Annotated in this window: 14 protein-coding genes; 12 read left to right on the top strand and 2 right to left on the bottom strand. The window is 71.9% G+C overall.

Features of this window, described 5'->3' with window-relative positions; genetic code table 11:
- The first annotated feature begins 180 nt into the window (after positions 1-180).
- Positions 181-2,199: an ATP-dependent zinc metalloprotease FtsH gene (ftsH, locus tag ACGH2B_RS11085; RefSeq protein WP_399087532.1), complete on the top strand. Its 2,019-nt coding sequence runs from the start codon at positions 181-183 to the stop codon at positions 2,197-2,199.
- Between the two features lie 110 nt (positions 2,200-2,309).
- Positions 2,310-2,915 carry a GTP cyclohydrolase I FolE gene (folE, locus tag ACGH2B_RS11080; protein WP_399087530.1) on the top strand — a complete coding sequence of 202 codons (606 nt, stop codon included), beginning with the start codon at positions 2,310-2,312 and terminating at the stop codon, positions 2,913-2,915.
- Between the two features lie 73 nt (positions 2,916-2,988).
- Here the strand turns inward: folE and ACGH2B_RS11075 are convergent, their stop codons facing one another.
- Complete coding sequence (locus ACGH2B_RS11075; RefSeq protein ID WP_399087528.1) at positions 2,989-4,104, bottom strand: alpha/beta hydrolase; 1,116 nt, start codon at positions 4,102-4,104, stop codon at positions 2,989-2,991.
- Between the two features lie 140 nt (positions 4,105-4,244).
- Between ACGH2B_RS11075 and ACGH2B_RS11070 the strand changes: the two genes are divergently transcribed.
- The 6 genes from ACGH2B_RS11070 (at position 4,245) to ACGH2B_RS11045 (ending at position 9,560) form a co-directional block, all read left to right on the top strand.
- Positions 4,245-6,092, top strand: coding sequence for a phosphatidylglycerol lysyltransferase domain-containing protein (locus ACGH2B_RS11070; RefSeq protein WP_399087526.1), 1,848 nt, complete (start codon positions 4,245-4,247; stop codon positions 6,090-6,092).
- A 100-nt stretch (positions 6,093-6,192) separates the two neighbouring features.
- Positions 6,193-7,083, top strand: coding sequence for a dihydropteroate synthase (folP, locus tag ACGH2B_RS11065; RefSeq protein WP_399087524.1), 891 nt, complete (start codon positions 6,193-6,195; stop codon positions 7,081-7,083).
- A gap of 5 nt (positions 7,084-7,088) precedes the next feature.
- The gene (locus ACGH2B_RS11060) at positions 7,089-7,562 is read left to right on the top strand and encodes a nuclear transport factor 2 family protein (RefSeq protein ID WP_399096927.1); all 474 of its coding nucleotides are present in this window, start codon (positions 7,089-7,091) and stop codon (positions 7,560-7,562) included.
- A gap of 373 nt (positions 7,563-7,935) precedes the next feature.
- Positions 7,936-8,295 carry a dihydroneopterin aldolase gene (gene folB / locus ACGH2B_RS11055; RefSeq protein WP_399087522.1) on the top strand — a complete coding sequence of 120 codons (360 nt, stop codon included), beginning with the start codon at positions 7,936-7,938 and terminating at the stop codon, positions 8,293-8,295.
- Positions 8,292-8,888, top strand: a complete 597-nt coding sequence (gene folK / locus ACGH2B_RS11050; protein WP_399087520.1) for a 2-amino-4-hydroxy-6-hydroxymethyldihydropteridine diphosphokinase — start codon at positions 8,292-8,294, stop codon at positions 8,886-8,888. Before folB ends, folK begins: the two co-directional genes overlap by 4 nt.
- A gap of 183 nt (positions 8,889-9,071) precedes the next feature.
- Positions 9,072-9,560, top strand: a complete 489-nt coding sequence (locus tag ACGH2B_RS11045) for a DUF3180 domain-containing protein (RefSeq protein WP_399087518.1) — start codon at positions 9,072-9,074, stop codon at positions 9,558-9,560.
- A 138-nt stretch (positions 9,561-9,698) separates the two neighbouring features.
- Here the strand turns inward: ACGH2B_RS11045 and ACGH2B_RS11040 are convergent, their stop codons facing one another.
- Entirely contained in the window at positions 9,699-10,871 is a 1,173-nt protein-coding gene (locus ACGH2B_RS11040) for an ABC transporter ATP-binding protein (protein WP_399087516.1), read from the bottom strand.
- Between the two features lie 230 nt (positions 10,872-11,101).
- Here ACGH2B_RS11040 and ACGH2B_RS11035 point away from each other — a divergent pair, with 230 nt between their 5' ends.
- The 4 genes from ACGH2B_RS11035 (at position 11,102) to ACGH2B_RS11020 (ending at position 15,263) form a co-directional block, all read left to right on the top strand.
- On the top strand, positions 11,102-11,839 hold the full coding sequence (locus tag ACGH2B_RS11035) for an ABC transporter permease (protein ID WP_399096924.1): 738 nt from the start codon (positions 11,102-11,104) through the stop codon (positions 11,837-11,839).
- 2 nt (positions 11,840-11,841) lie between these two features.
- A complete protein-coding gene (locus tag ACGH2B_RS11030) occupies positions 11,842-12,588 on the top strand; it encodes an ABC transporter permease (protein WP_399087514.1) in 747 nt (248 codons plus the stop codon).
- Positions 12,589-12,748: 160 nt separating this feature from the next.
- The gene (locus tag ACGH2B_RS11025; RefSeq protein WP_399087512.1) at positions 12,749-13,717 is read left to right on the top strand and encodes an ABC transporter substrate-binding protein; all 969 of its coding nucleotides are present in this window, start codon (positions 12,749-12,751) and stop codon (positions 13,715-13,717) included.
- 64 nt (positions 13,718-13,781) lie between these two features.
- Positions 13,782-15,263, top strand: a complete 1,482-nt coding sequence (locus ACGH2B_RS11020; protein WP_399087510.1) for a hypothetical protein — start codon at positions 13,782-13,784, stop codon at positions 15,261-15,263.
- Positions 15,264-15,332: the final 69 nt, after the last annotated feature.

The raw sequence follows: 15,332 nt of genomic DNA, 5'->3' as shown, positions 1-15,332 counted from the left end.
GAACGGAATCCGCGTACGCATTGTTCGCTGTCGGCGTCGCCGACGGGTGACAATGCTGGGGTACCGTCCGAAGGCACTCATTTTTCGGGCCAGTAATACACCGTACGCACGACCAGCCCTCCACAGGGCTGTTGTGCCTCACTGTGGCAGGAGGGACGGGGCTGTGACGGCTCCGTATCGATGGACGTGAAGCGATACTTCCGTGGGCCGGTCATGTGGATCGTGCTGGCCGTCCTCGCCGTGGTCGTGTTGATGCAGGTCGTCGGGGAGTCCGGCGGCTACAAGACGGTGGACACCGGTCAGGTCGTCAAGGCGATCACTGACAACAAGGTGAAATCCGCCGAGCTGACGACCGGCGACGAGAACAAGATCAAGATCGAGTTGTCGGGTGACAACAAGATCGAGGGTTCCAACAAGCTGCAGGCGAGCTACATCGGCGACCAGGGCGTCGACGTCGCGAAGATCCTGCAGTCCAACTACCAGACCGGCAAGATCAAGGACGGCTACACGGTCGCCCCGTCGAAGCAGAACCCGTTCGTCGGACTGCTGATCACGCTGCTGCCCTTCATCCTCATCCCGATCATCTTCCTGTTCCTGATGAACCAGGCGCAGGGCGGCGGCTCCCGGGTGATGAACTTCGGCAAGTCCAAGGCGAAGCTGATCACCAAGGACACGCCCAAGACGACCTTCGCGGACGTCGCCGGGTCGGACGAGGCGGTCGAGGAGCTCCACGAGATCAAGGAGTTCCTCCAGGAGCCGGCGAAGTTCCAGGCCGTCGGCGCCAAGATCCCCAAGGGTGTCCTGCTGTACGGCCCGCCCGGAACGGGCAAGACGCTGCTGGCGCGCGCCGTCGCGGGCGAGGCCGGCGTGCCGTTCTACTCGATCTCCGGCTCCGACTTCGTCGAGATGTTCGTCGGTGTCGGTGCCTCCCGGGTCCGTGACCTCTTCGAGCAGGCCAAGGCGAACGCCCCGGCGATCGTCTTCGTCGACGAGATCGACGCGGTCGGCCGCCACCGCGGCGCCGGCCTCGGCGGCGGGCACGACGAGCGCGAGCAGACGCTCAACCAGCTCCTCGTCGAGATGGACGGCTTCGACGTCAAGGGCGGCGTCATCCTGATCGCCGCCACCAACCGCCCGGACATCCTCGACCCGGCGCTGCTGCGCCCCGGCCGTTTCGACCGGCAGATCGCCGTCGACCGCCCGGACATGCAGGGCCGCCTGGAGATCCTGAAGGTCCACCAGAAGGGCAAGCCGGTCGCGCCGGACGTCGACCTCACGGCCGTCGCCAAGCGCACCCCCGGCTTCACCGGTGCCGATCTCTCCAACGTCCTCAACGAGGCCGCGCTGCTGACGGCCCGTAGCGACAAGAAGCTGATCGACAACCACTTCCTGGACGAGGCGATCGACCGCGTCGTGGCCGGTCCGCAGAAGCGGACCCGGATCATGTCGGACAAGGAGAAGAAGATCACCGCGTACCACGAGGGCGGACACGCCCTGGTCGCGGCGGCTTCCCCGAACTCCGACCCGGTCCACAAGATCACGATCCTGTCCCGCGGCCGGGCCCTGGGCTACACCATGGTCCTGCCCGACGAGGACAAGTACTCCACCACCCGCAACGAGATGCTCGACCAACTGGCGTACATGCTGGGCGGGCGCGCGGCGGAGGAGCTGGTCTTCCACGACCCGACGACCGGCGCGGCCAACGACATCGAGAAGGCCACCGCCACCGCCCGCGCGATGGTCACGCAGTACGGCATGACCGAGCGTCTCGGCGCCATCAAGTTCGGCACCGACAACTCCGAGCCGTTCCTGGGCCGCGAGATGGGCCACCAGCGCGACTACTCCGAAGAGGTCGCCGCGCTGGTCGACGAAGAGGTCAAGAAGCTCATCGAGACCGCGCACAACGAGGCGTGGGAGATCCTGGTCGAGAACCGCGACGTCCTCGACAACCTCGTCCTGGAGCTCCTGGAGAAGGAGACCCTGGGCAAGGAGGAGATCGCCGAGGTCTTCAAGCACATCGTGAAGCGCCCGGCCCGCCCGGCGTGGACCGGCTCCTCGCGGCGCACCCCGTCGTCCCGCCCGCCGGTGCTCTCCCCGCGGGAGCTGTCGCCGGCCAACGGCACGGTCCCGGGCAACGGCGCCGTCTCGATGGACAAGCCGGAGAAGGCGGGGTCCCCGGAGGACACCCGCGAGAGCTGATACGGGGATCACACCGCCCCGGAATGTCTGCCGCGCCTCCCAGGTTCTAGCCTGGGAGGCGCGGCATTTCCGCATCCGGAGCGGGCGCCAGAAGGAAAACGAGGCACCACATGACCGACCCTGTGACGCTGGACGGCGACGCCACGATCGGCGAGTTCGACGAGAAGCGTGCCGAGAACGCCGTGCGGGAACTGCTGATCGCGGTCGGTGAGGACCCGGACCGCGAGGGCCTGCTGGAGACCCCGGCGCGGGTGGCGCGCGCGTACAAGGAGATCTTCGCCGGGCTGCGGCAGAAGCCCGAGGACGTCCTGACCACCACCTTCGACATCGGTCATGACGAGATGGTGCTGGTCAAGGACATCGAGGTGACGTCGAACTGCGAGCACCACCTGGTGCCGTTCGTCGGGGTGGCGCACGTCGGGTACATACCTTCCGCCGACGGGAAGATCACCGGGCTGTCGAAGCTCGCCCGGCTGGTGGACGTCTTCGCCCGCCGCCCGCAGGTCCAGGAGCGGCTGACGACACAGATCGCCGACTCCCTGATGAACATCCTGGAGCCGCGCGGCGTCATCGTCGTCATCGAGTGCGAGCACATGTGCATGACGATGCGCGGGGTCCGTAAGCCCGGTGCGAAGACCACCACCTCCGCGGTCCGCGGTCAGCTCCGGGACCCGGCGACCCGCGCCGAGGCGATGAGCCTGATACTCGCCCGGTAGCACGGCATGGCGAAGGGGCGGGCGCTCACCGGGCGCCCGCCCCTTCGCCGTGTCCGTACGGTGTGCCGGCGGGTCAGACCTTCAGATGGCCGCCCAGCCACTCCATGGCGGCGGGTATCTCGCGACGCCAGGTGTTGAAGTTGTGGCCGCCGCTGTCGAGGATGATCGAGGAGATCGTGGACGGCGACTTCGTCTGCTGGATGAACTTCAGCGTCTCCTTGAAGTTGCCCTCGCCCTGCTTGCTGCTGGTGACCAGCAGGTTCACCGGCGGCGCGGGGAGATGGCGCTGGCGCCACAGCAGGTTGTTCTCCCGCTCGAGCTGCGGATCGCCGCCGAAGAGGTCGCCGGTGGTGGCGTCCAGCGGCGCCTTGTAGCTGCCGGAGAGGGCGACGGCGCTGGAGTACGACTCGGGGTGGCGCATCGTCATCTTCAGTGCGCAGTAGCCGCCGGTGGAGTCGCCGATGACGCCCCAGCTCCTGGCGTCCTTGCCGACGCGGAAGTGCGCGGCGATGTCGCGGCGCAGGTCCTCGGTGAAGAACGTCTCGGTCTGCGGGCCGCCCGGCACGTCCACGCACTCGGTGTCGCGGGGCGGCGCGACGGTCGGCCGCATCATCACCAGGACCATCGGCTGCATCCTGCCCTTGCCGTGCAGCGCGTGCTGGGTCTGCGGGAAGTGCAGCTTCTTGTAGAGCGCCTGGGCGGTGCCGGGGTAGCCGGTGAGGACCAGCGCCGCCGGGAAGTCCTTCTTGGCGTGGGAGGGCTGGAAGTACTGCGGCGGCAGGTAGACGAAGGCGGGGCTGCGGATGCCGGACTTCTCACCGTGGAGCAGCACCTTCTCGATGCGTCCCGCCACCTCGGGCCGGGAGCTGCCGTCGACGTTGAAGCGTTCGGCGCCGAGCTTCTGCAGGCGGGTGCCCTCCGGCCCCGTCTTGTAGTTCGTGACGACGCCGGGCTCCTGCTCCTGGCCGAAGAGGTCGGCCCAGGACGCGTAGAAGCCGAAGGAGTTGTTGGCGGCGAGTCCGACGGCGGCGAAGAGCGAGAGCTGTGTGAGCAGCAGGATGCCGATCCGGCCGAGGACCGGGCGCCATCTGCGTCCCGACAGCCGGGGCCACAGCCAGACCGTGAGCACGAAGAGTGCCAGGGCGAGGAAGATGGCCAGTATCAGCAGCTTTTTGCTGGTGAGACCCATGTGGTGCTTTCTCCCGGGCGGCCGGTCCGCCCGTCCGCTGATGGAACCCCGAGCCCTGAAACGCCGTCATACAGGGCGCAAAAGTCCGGAAGCTGCGATCCAGGTTCGCACGTTCTCTCGACCGGGGCGACGGGAAAGTGATGTCTGACAGGCTAGATGGCGGAAAGTCGGAGTCGGTTGCGTGGGGTAGGCCACGCTGGCTCCGGGGGCCGCGGCCGGACTCGGTGCCGCCGCTGGTCGGCAGTGCCGGCGTCGTCGTCGGCCTCCTCGACATCGTCTCCGGCGTCTTCCCGCGCTTCCGCCACAGCCGGATGCACCACCTGGCCGAGGTGCTGCCGGGCGCGGTCAGCCCGCTGGCGGCCGCCGCCTCCCTCGTCGTGGGCATCCTGCTGCTCCTCCTGGCGCACGGCCTCAAGCGGCGCAAACGCCGGGCGTGGACGGCGGCGGTGGCGCTGCTGCCGGTCGGCGCCGTCGCCCAGTTGGTCTACCGCCATTCGGTGTTCGGCGCGGCCTTGTCGTTGCTGCTGCTGGGCTTCCTGGTGTGGCACCGCAAGGAGTTCGCGGCGCTGCCCGATCCCCGCAGCCGCTGGAAGGCGCTGGCGGGTGCGGTGGTGCTGGGCGGCGCGAGCTTCGGCATCGGCATGGTGATCGTCTCCTCGCACCCGGACCGCATCGTCGGCTCGCCGACCACGTGGGAGCGCGTCCAGCACGTCCTGTGGGGGCTGTGCGGCTTCGAGGGCCCCGTCGCGTACACCAGCGGTGTGGACTACACCGTCGGCTACTCGCTCGGCGCGCTCGGGCTGGTGACCGCCGCCACCACCGCCTATCTGGCGTTCCGGCCCGAGCACCCGGCGGCGCGGCTGACCGAGGACGACGAGGCGAGGCTGCGGGAGCTGCTGGCGCGGCACGGCGGCCGGGACTCGCTCGGCTACTTCGCGCTCCGCCGCGACAAGGGCGCCGTCTTCTCGCCGACCGGTAAGGCGGCCGTCTGCTACCGGGTGATCTCCGGGGTGATGCTGGCCAGCGGCGATCCGATCGGTGACGTCGAGGCGTGGCCCGGCGCCATCGAGCGGTTCATGGAGGTGGCGCGGGCGCACTCCTGGACGCCCGCGGTGACCGGGTGCAGCGAGACCGGCGGCCAGGTGTGGACCCGCGAGACCGGGATGGACGCCCTGGAGCTGGGCGACGAGGCCATCGTCGATGTGGCGGACTTCACGCTCAGTGGCCGGTCGATGCGGAACGTCCGCCAGATGGTCAAGCGCATCGAGCGGGGCGGCTACGAGACCCGGGTGCGGCGGGTGCGCGACCTGGAGCCGGAGGAGCTGGCGCGGATCCAGCGGGCGGCCGACGCCTGGCGGGACACCGATACCGAGCGCGGTTTCTCCATGGCGCTGGGCCGGATCGACGCGGACGCCGACGGGGACGCGGTCATCGCCACCGCCCACCTCGCGCCGGAGGAGGGCACCGAGCCCGGCCCGTTCGGCGATCTCAAGGCGATGCAGCACTACGTACCGTGGGGCCGCGACGGCATCTCGCTGGAGCTGATGCGCCGCGACCGTTCGGCCGATCCGGGCATGAACGAGCTGCTGATCGTCGCGGCGCTCCAGGCGGCGCCGGAGCTGAAGATCGCGCGGGTGTCGCTGAACTTCGCGGTGTTCCGCTCGTCCCTGGAGCGCGGCGAGAAGCTGGGCGCCGGGCCGGTCATCCGGGTCTGGCGCGGCATGCTGATCTTCCTGTCGCGGTGGTACCAGATCGAGTCGCTGTACAAGTTCAACGACAAGTTCCAGCCGCGCTGGGAGCCCCGTTTCGTGGTCTTCCGCAACAGCCGCGACATCCCCCGCATCGGGCTGGCCGCACTCCAGGCCGAGGGCTATCTGGAACTGGGACTGCCACGCGTGCTGCGCCGCCGCAGGCCCGCCGAGCCCCGCCCGTGCGTACATGTGCCGACGCCGCGGACAGGGCGGGACGCGGTCGAGCGGGCCGCCTGAGGAGGGCGCGGGCCGGGCGCCGGGCGGCGCCGCGGACGGCCTCGTTCCGCCCGTCGGCGGCCGCCGTTCGGGTGGCTGGAACAGCGCCTACGCTGGGGGCATGGATACCTTGCGTGACCGGGTGGCCGGACTGCCGGAGTGGGATCGCTGCGCGGTGATGGGCGTGGTCAACGTCACGCCCGACTCGTTCTCCGACGGCGGCGCGTGGTTCGACCCCGAGCTGGCCGTCAAACACGGCCTGGACCTGGTGGCGCAGGGCGCCGATCTGATCGACGTGGGCGGTGAGTCGACCCGTCCGGGCGCGGCGCGGGTGGACGAGGCCGAGGAGCTGCGCCGCGTCATACCCGTCGTCCGGGAGCTGGCCGCGGCGGGCGCGGTGGTCTCCGTGGACACCATGCGCGCCCGCGTCGCGGAGCAGGCGGTGGCGGCCGGTGCGCGGCTGGTCAACGACGTCTCCGCGGGCGCCGCGGACCCGGCGATGATCCCCGCGGTCGCCGCGGCGCGGGTGCCGTTCGTGGTGATGCACTGGCGCGGTCAGTCCATCGACATGAACAACCGCGCGGTCTACGCGGACGTCGTCGGCGAGGTCGTCGACGAACTCGCCCGCAGCATGGAGCGCGCGGTGGCCGGCGGTATCGCCCCGGAGCGCACCGTCATCGACCCGGGGCTGGGCTTCGCCAAGGACGCCGCGCACGACCTGGCGCTGGTCGCGCAGCTTCCCCGGCTGCGGGCGCTGGGCCGTCCGCTGCTGGTGGCCGCATCGCGCAAACGGTTCCTGGGCAGGGTGCTGGCGGGCGACGAGGGCGCGGCCCCGCCGCCGGCCCGGGAGCGGGACGCGGCGACGGCGGCGGTCTCCGCGCTGGTGGCGCGGGAGGGCGCCTGGGCCGTGCGGGTCCACGAGGTACGGGCGAGCGCGGACGCGGTGCGGGTCGCCCGCGCGCTGGAGAAGGCGGCGGAAGGCACGCCGGACGACGTGACAGGAGCGGTGTGAGCGGGTTGGGCCCACGGACCGACATCGAGCTGGTCGAGCAGGCGAACACGGAGCTGTACGAGGCCGTGGAGCGCGGCGACCACGAGGCGGTGTCCGCGCTCTGGCTGGAGGGGCAGGTCAGCGTGGTGCACCCGGGCTGGCCGGTACTGCGCGGCCGCGGCGAGGTGCTCCGTTCGTACGCGCTGATCATGGCGAACACCGAGTACATCCAGTTCTTCCTCACCGATGTCGAGATCGATGTGATGGGAGACACCGCGCTGGTCACCTGCACCGAGAACATCCTCAGCGGCGGTCCGGCCGAGGACGACGGTTCGGTGGGGCCGCTCATCGGCCAGCTCGTCGTGGCGACCAATGTCTTCCGCCGTACGGAGGAGGGCTGGCGGGTGTGGTCGCACCACGGTTCGCCGGTGCTGACGGACGGCGACGACGACGAGGACGCGGGCCAAGACGGTCCCGGCGGGGTCGCGGGAGGCGTCTGACCTGCGACGTCGCCCGGCACGGGGCGGCAGCCCGGGTGGCTGCCGAGCCCCGGCCGACGGGCCGCGGCGTCAGCGCCGGGGGTCAGCGGGGCAGGTGGCGGGCACCCGTTCGAGCCAAGTGCGGTACGGGTAGGGGTGGGGTGTGCGGTCACGGGTAAGAGGCCGCGCGGACGGTCGAAGGCCGTCCCGGGCCCGCTTCCGCAGGGCGCGTTCTCAGCAGCGGCGACGGGCCTTGTCCATAGCCCCCGTGGGCAAACGTTGTCGGTGCTCGCAGGTAGATTCGACAACGGGCGATGTGCCGGAGGCGTTCGGCGCGGGTCCGGAATCCGACGAGCAGGGCGCCGCAGGCGCCGGACCGGTGGGAGTGATTCGCGTGGATCGTGTCGCGCTGCGTGGGCTGAAGGCCCGTGGGCACCACGGGGTGTTCCCCCGCGAACGGGAAGAGGGCCAGACCTTCCTCGTCGATCTGGTGCTGGGCCTGGACACCCGCCCGGCGGCGGCGGCCGACGATCTCGCCAGGACCGTCCATTACGGCGTGGTGGCCGAGGAGGTGGTGGCGATCGTCGAGGGCGATCCGGTCGACCTCATCGAGACCCTCGCGGAACGGATCGCCACCCAGTGCCTGAAGCACGAGGGGGTGCAGGAGGTGGAGGTCGTGGTGCACAAGCCGGACGCCCCGATCACCGTCCCCTTCGACGACGTGACCATCACCATCACCCGGAGCCGAGTATGAAGACCAGCAGCGACCCGACCGTCCAGCCGGTGCCCACGTCCGTCGTCGAGCAGGTGGACGCCGCCGATGTGACGCTCTCCAACCCCAAGCGCGCCGTCATCTCCCTCGGCAGCAATCTCGGCAACCGCCTGGAGACCCTCCAGGGCGCGATCGACGCGCTGGAGGACACCCCCGGCCTGCGGGTCAAGGCCGTCTCGCCGGTGTACGAGACCGAGCCGTGGGGCGTCGAGCCGGGCTCGCAGCCCGCGTACTTCAACGCCGTCGTGCTGATCAAGACGACGCTGCCGCCGGCGTCCCTGCTGGAGCGCGGCCACGCCATCGAGGAAGCCTTCGAGCGGGTGCGGGACGAGCGGTGGGGCCCGCGCACCATCGATGTCGACATCCTCGCTTACCAGGACGTCGTCTCCGACGACCCGCGGCTGACGCTGCCGCACCCGCGCGCCCATGAGCGGGCCTTCGTGCTGGTGCCGTGGCACGACATCGACCCGTCCGCCGAGGTCCCCGGGCGGGGCCCGGTCGCCGAGCTGCTGGCCGCGGTCGGCAGCGAGGGCGTCGCGCTCCGTACCGACCTGGAACTGAGGCTGCCCGAGTAATCGTTAGGCTTGCGGGTCCGCGCGGACGGCGCAGGTCCGGCCGGTCCCGTACGCCGGTCCGCGGCGTGCGGCCGGGCCGTGCGGCGGTTGTGCCGTCGGCGTGGTTGCGTAGGACGTGCGCGCCGCGGCGCGGCGTGACGGATCGAGCGGTACGGCCATGACGGCGCGAGGAGCGAATGCCCGGTGAAGCAGCTACGTATCAAGGTGCTGGTCGGGCTGTTCGTGGTGGCCGGGGTGCTGGCGTGGGCCGGCGCCCGGCTGTGGGACAGCCTCGGGAGCCTGCCGAGCGTCCCGGTGGCCGCGCCGATCGTGCTGGCGCTGATCGCCGCGCTGCTGGGCTCGGCCGCCTTCTCGTTCCGGTCGCGGCTGCGCGCCCAGCGTGAGCGGCGTCCGGGTGCCAAGGGCGTGGAGCCGCTGCTCGCCGCCCGGGTCCTGGTCTTCGGGCAGGCCAGCGCCCTCGTCGCGGCGCTGGTCGCCGGGATTTACGGCGGCGTCGGCGTCTTCCTGCTGATCAACGGTCTGGACTCCGGGCCCCGCCGTGACCAGGCGATCTACGCCGGTCTCTCGGTCCTGGCGGGCGCCGCCGTGGTCGCCGCCGCCCTCTTCCTGGAGCGGGTCTGCAAGCTGCCCGACGACGAGGACACGGAGGGGCCGGGAGCCGCGTCCGTGTGAACCACCGGAGCCGGCCGCCCGCCGGACCCGTACCCGCTTCAGGGCCCGCGGCCGTCCGGCGCGGGCCCTGTCGTATGACCGGCCTCGACGGCGGGCAGCCGGGCCGTGCGGGGGCCCGTGCGCGTTCCGGTCCGGTGGTCAGGCGCTCGGGACGGTGTCCAGGGTGACCGCCTCGCGGGTGGTCCGGTCGGTGTCGGCGGTGGTCGCGCGGCGCAGCGCGGCGTGCAGCCCGCCGGGCGTGAGGATGCCCGCGTAGCGCCCCTCGTCGAGGACGGCTATCCACCCGGCGTCGTGGCCCAGCAGCGCGCCGAACGCCTCCCGCAGCGGTGCGCCCACCGGCAGCGTGGCGTCCATGGGCCGGGCGTGGTCGCGGACGGTCGAGCCGGGGTCCGCGGCGCCGTCGCCGGTGAGCGCGGCGGCGGGCACCCAGCCGTACGGGGCGGCGTCGCCGTCCAGGACGACCGCCCAGGAGGCGTCGTCGGCGGCGAGGGCGGCGGCGGCGCGGCCGGCCGGGTCGTCGAGCCGGACGACCGGCCGTTCCTCCAGGTCACCGGCTTCGACGGGGGTGACCGAGAGCCGCTTGATCCCGCGGTCCGCGCCGACGAACTCGGCGACGTACGGGGTGGCGGGGGCGCCGAGGACGGCTGCGGGGGTGTCGAACTGCTCGATGCGGCCGTGTCCGTAGACGGCGATGCGGTCGCCGAGGCGGATGGCTTCCTCGATGTCGTGGGTGACGAAGAGGACGGTTTTGCCGAGTTGTCGCTGGAGGCGGCGGAATTCGTTCTGGAGGTGTTCGCGGACGACGGGGTCGACGGCGCCGAAGGGTTCGTCCATGAGGAGGACGGGCGGGTCGGCGGCGAGGGCGCGGGCGACGCCGACGCGTTGGCGTTGGCCGCCGGAGAGTTGGTCGGGGTAGCGGTGTCCGTAGGCGGTGGGGTCGAGTCCGACGAGGTCGAGGAGTTCCGCGGCGCGTTGGCGTGCCTTTTTGCGCGGGGTGCCGAGCAGGTGGGGGACGGTGGCGGTGTTGTCGAGGACGGTCTTGTGGGGGAAGAGGCCGACCTGCTGGATGACGTAGCCGATCCGGCGCCGCAGTTCCACCGGGTCGGTGTCCGCGATGTTCTCGCCCGCGACGGAGATGGTGCCCGCGGTGGGGTCGATGAGCCGGTTGACCATCTTCATCGTGGTGGTTTTGCCGCAGCCCGACGGGCCGACGAGGGTGACGAGTTCGCCCTCCGCGACCTCGAAGGAGAGGTCGTCGACGGCGGTCGTCCCGTCCGGGTAGCGCTTGGTGACGTGCTCGAAGCGGATCATGCATTCCCCCGTTGTGGACGGTCTCCATTGTGGGCAGCGGCGCGTGAACGCGATGTGGCGGACATATGGCGGCCGGTCCGGATGTCAGTGGTGGGGGATAGGGTCGCAGACAGTCACCGAAAATGTGAGCGACAGGGCGGGGGAGGTGACGACGGATGAGCGTGCCGTGGAGCCTGACGGCGGCCGCCTGGCCGTCCGGGAAGGTGCCGGCGGATCCGGGCGGTCCCTGGATGCCGCAGGCCGCGGGGCCGGGCGGCTCCGACTGCATGGTGGCCAACGACTGGATCTGCGGCGCGTATCTGCGCACCCGTAGCCACGAGTTGCTGGACGCCACCGTGCAGCACATCGGCATCACCGTGGCGTCCGTGGTCCTCGGGCTGCTGATCGCCTTCCCGCTGGCGCTGCTCGCCCGGCGGCGGCGCGCGGTCGCGGGCGCGGTGCTGGGGCTGACGACGGTGCTCTACACCATCCCGTCGCTGGCGATGTTCGCGCTGCTGACCCCGGTCTTCGGGGTCTCCGTCGCCGTCGTCATCACGGGCCTGGTGCTCTACTCCCTGACGATCCTGGTCCGCAACATCCTCGCCGGGCTCGACGCGGTGCCCGCCGAGGTCCGCGAGGCGGCCCGAGGGATGGGCTACGGCCCCGTACGGCTGCTGTTCGGGGTCGAACTCCCGCTGGCGCTCCCGGCCTTGGTCGCCGGGATACGCATCGCCACGGTCTCGACCGTCGCGATGACGACCATCGGCTCCGTCGTCGGCTTCGGCGGGCTGGGCAACCTCATCGCCAGCGGTCTGGAGGGCTTCTTCAAGGCCGAGGTGCTGACCGCCTCGGTGCTCTGCGTCCTGCTCGCCGTCGCGGCGGACCTGCTGCTGATGGCGGCGCAGCGGCTGCTGACGCCGTGGACCCGGCCGCGGGCCGCGGCGCGGCGCGGCGGCCGGCGCACCCGGGCGACGAAGGCGGTGGCCTGACGATGGACGCACTCACAGGCGCCTGGCAGTGGCTGACGACAGCCGCCAACTGGGCGGGCGAGAAAGGCGTCTGGCACCGACTTACGGAGCATGTGCAGATCAGCGCGGTCTGCCTGGTGCTCTCCTGCCTGGTGGCGCTGCCGCTCGCACTCTGGCTGGGCCACATCGGCAAGGGCGGGGCGCTGGCCGTCAACATCTCCAACGTCGGGCGGGCGGTGCCGACCTTCGCGGTGCTGGTGCTGCTGACGATCGGTCCGCTCGGCAGCCAGGGGGAGTGGCCCACGGTCATCGCCCTGGTGCTGTTCGCGATACCGCCGCTGCTGACCAACGCCTACCTCGGCATACGCGAGGCCGACCGGGACGCCGTGGAGGCCGCCCGCGGGATGGGGATGTCCGGCCCGCAGCTCCTGCTCCGCGTCGAACTGCCCCTCGCCTATCCGCTGCTGATGACCGGCCTGCGGTCCGCGGCCGTCCAGATCGTCGCGACGGCCACGCTGGCGGCGATGGCCGGCGGCGGCGGGCTCGGCCGCGTCATCACCGCGGGCTTCGGCAACTACGACACCGCACAGGTCGTCGCCGGGGCGGTGCTGGTCGCGGTCCTCGCCCTGCTCGTCGAGGGCGCCCTCGTCCTGGTCGACCGGCTCTGCGACCCGATGCGCGGCCGCCGCCGGGCGGCCCGCGGCGGACAGGCGCGGGCCGGTGGCGGGGCGCGGGATGACGATGCGGCAGCGATCGGCAGCACGGCCTGACGGGCGGCGGGGCCGCCCGCATACCCTGCCACGGCCCGCCCGGCGCCCCGGCCCGGCGGCGCCCGGCCCCGTACCCGCACCGGCAAGCCGAAACCGGCAGATCCGAACCGACGAAGCCAAGACCGACGAAGCCAAGACCGACGAAGCGAAGGACGGATCCATGAGCAGCACGTCGCGAGGGGCGCGCACCGCGCTCGCCGCGGGCACGGTGGTCGTACTGGCGGCGGCTCTGGCCGCCTGCGGTGGCCAGAGCCTGGAGGACAAGGGAGCGGCCCGGGGGAAGGGCGGCGGCAAGGGTGAAATCGTCATCGGCTCGGCCGTTTTCACCGAGTCGAAGGTTCTCGCGCAGATGTATTCCAAGCTCCTGGGAGCCGCCGGATACGACGCCCGGGTCCAGACGCTCGACAATCGCGAACTGTACGAACCGGCCCTGGAGAAGGGCCAGATCGATGTCGTTCCCGAATACGCCTCCACCCTCGCCGAATTCCTCAACGCGAAGGAGAACGGCGCGAAGGCGAAGCCCGTCGCCTCCGGCGACATCGGCAAGACCGTCACGGCGCTGAAGAAGCTCGCCGCCCCGCGCGGTCTCACCGTCCTCCCGGCCGGCGCCGCCGCGGACCAGAACGCCTTCGCGGTCACCGCCGAATTCGCCGCGAAGCACAAGCTGAAGACCCTCTCCGACCTCGGTACCTCCGGGCAGAAGGTGAAGATCGCCGCCGGTGAGGAGTGCGAGACCAGGCCGTTCTGCAAGCCGGGACTGGAGAAGACGTACGGCATATCCGTCGCCGGGATCGACCCCAAGGGTGTGGGCTCCCCGTCGTCCAAACAGGCCGTCAAGGACGGTACCGATCAGGTGGTGCTGACCACGACCACGGACGCCACCCTCGGCAACTTCGGGCTGGTTCTCCTCACCGACGACAAGAAGCTCCAGAACGCCGACAACGTACTGCCCGTCGTAAATGCCAAAAGCGCAGGTGACAAGGGAATCGAGACGGCGCTCGGCAAGCTCACGCAGGTCCTCACCACCAAAGACCTGATCAATCTGAACCGTAAGGTCGACGCCGAACGGCTCAAGCCCGAGGAGGTCGCACAGACTTATCTGGAGGCGAAGGGACTGCTGAAGAAGTAACCACCGGGAAACGGATCGGCGGGCGGGGCTCCATCGGCCTCCGGCGCACGGTAAGTTTCTGGCCATGCCACGAGGACGCCACCGCCATTCACCACCCCTCCACCGGCTGCTTCCTCCCTCCTCGGTCGCCGGAGCGTCGATCGTCTGCGCCGCCGGGACATGGTTCGTCGGCGACGACCTGGTGCAGCGGGTGCTCGCCGCCGGAGCCGCGGGCGCCGCGGTCACCGGCGCGGTGCTGCTGCGCGCCTGGGACCGCAAGGCCGGCAGGCGCGTCGCCGAACTGGGCCGTGCCCGCGTCCGCGACGAGTGGCGCACCGAGGAGCGGATCGCCGAACTCGAATCGGACGCCGAGGAATCCCGCGAGATCCGCGCCGCCCTGGACACCAAGCTCCGCGCCAAGCGCGCCGAACTCGCCCGGCTGCGCACCGAACACGCCGACCTGCTGCGCCGCTACGCCACCTCCGAGACCGAGCGGGCCGGCGCCCTGGAGCGCCGCCGCCGGCTCGCCATAGAGGCGGCGGCGCCCGCCGCGGCGCTGCCCGGACCCGCCGGGGCCCCGGCGGCGGAGCGCACCGCAGCGCCCGCCGCCCCGGCCGCCACCGGTGGCACGCCCCGTCAGAACGCGTCGGCACGCACCGGATCGGGCGGCCCGGTCGCGCCGGGGCGCCCCGTCCCGGCCACGTTCGCGCAGGCCGACCACGCCCTCCAGCGGCTGGCCCGCAACGCCGCCCGGCAGCGCGACGCCGGTACGGAGAACAGCGGCGCCGACCGGCCGCGCGGCAGGCACGCGGCCCCGGCCGCCGCCGGCCCCGGGGCGCCCGCGCCGGACGGACCGGCGCTGCGCCCCGTCCCGGCCGCCGCCGCGGCCGTCTCCCCGCCCGCCGCGCCCCGGCCCCCGGCCTCCCGCGAGATCGGCGGCTTCGACTTCTTCGGCAACACGACCTCTCCGGCGCTGTCCGCGCCCATGGAGGAGGACCTCGCCGATGTCGTCGGCGACGAGGCCATCGCCGAGCAGACCGTCCGCGCCGCCGCCCGCCTCCGTCCGGCGGAGCCGGAACCGGCGTCCGGAACCGGCAGCCACCGGCGCCCCGGCCCGGTGGATGCGGAGGCCGGGACCGCGCCCGGTAACGCTCCCGGGGCCGGGACCGTTCCGGAGACCGGTGCGCCCGAGGCGGCCGTCCCGGAGGCCGGTGCGCAGGACGGCCCGGTTCCGGCCGTCGCCTCCGTCACGGAGACCGCCGAGGCCGGTGCTGAGACCGATGCCGAGGCCGGCGCCGATACCGGTGCCGTTCAGCCGGTGGAGCCCGAAGGCGCGGCGGCCGCGGGTGCCGAGGCGGAAGCCCCGGCGGCCGACGGTGCCCACGCGGAAGCTCCGGCTCCTGACGGCGCCGCCCCGGACGGTGACGGGCCCGAAGGCACCGCCGCCGAGGACGCCGCCGACAAGGACGCCACGGAGAAGGACGGTGTGGGCGAGGTCATCGACCTGACCGCCCACGACGAGACCGAACAGCTCGACCTGGCCGGCCTCCGCACCGCCATCTCGTAACCCGCGACCGGGCCCGGGCCCGATGGGCCGTACCGGAGCCCGGTTCCGGGCTCCGGTCCCGAGCCCGAG

It is taken from the genome of Streptomyces sp. BBFR2 (assembly GCF_044497305.1).
Classification (GTDB): domain Bacteria; phylum Actinomycetota; class Actinomycetes; order Streptomycetales; family Streptomycetaceae; genus Streptomyces.
Note: the sequence above shows the minus strand (reverse complement) of the source record. Positions and strands in the feature narration are given on the sequence as shown.

Bases quoted from the DNA above. Each gene is read 5' to 3' on its own strand.
- ACGH2B_RS11040 (WP_399087516.1), bottom strand. From the start codon at position 10,871: ATGATCCGCTTCGAGCACGTCACCAAGCGCTACCCGGACGGGACGACC.
- folP (WP_399087524.1), top strand. From the start codon at position 6,193: ATGGATACCTTGCGTGACCGGGTGGCCGGACTGCCGGAGTGGGATCGC.
- ACGH2B_RS11035 (WP_399096924.1), top strand. From the start codon at position 11,102: ATGCCGCAGGCCGCGGGGCCGGGCGGCTCCGACTGCATGGTGGCCAAC.
- ACGH2B_RS11070 (WP_399087526.1), top strand. From the start codon at position 4,245: ATGTCTGACAGGCTAGATGGCGGAAAGTCGGAGTCGGTTGCGTGGGGT.
- ACGH2B_RS11020 (WP_399087510.1), top strand. From the start codon at position 13,782: ATGCCACGAGGACGCCACCGCCATTCACCACCCCTCCACCGGCTGCTT.
- folE (WP_399087530.1), top strand. From the start codon at position 2,310: ATGACCGACCCTGTGACGCTGGACGGCGACGCCACGATCGGCGAGTTC.
- ACGH2B_RS11025 (WP_399087512.1), top strand. From the start codon at position 12,749: ATGAGCAGCACGTCGCGAGGGGCGCGCACCGCGCTCGCCGCGGGCACG.
- folK (WP_399087520.1), top strand. From the start codon at position 8,292: ATGAAGACCAGCAGCGACCCGACCGTCCAGCCGGTGCCCACGTCCGTC.
- ACGH2B_RS11075 (WP_399087528.1), bottom strand. From the start codon at position 4,104: ATGGGTCTCACCAGCAAAAAGCTGCTGATACTGGCCATCTTCCTCGCC.
- ftsH (WP_399087532.1), top strand. From the start codon at position 181: ATGGACGTGAAGCGATACTTCCGTGGGCCGGTCATGTGGATCGTGCTG.
- ACGH2B_RS11030 (WP_399087514.1), top strand. From the start codon at position 11,842: ATGGACGCACTCACAGGCGCCTGGCAGTGGCTGACGACAGCCGCCAAC.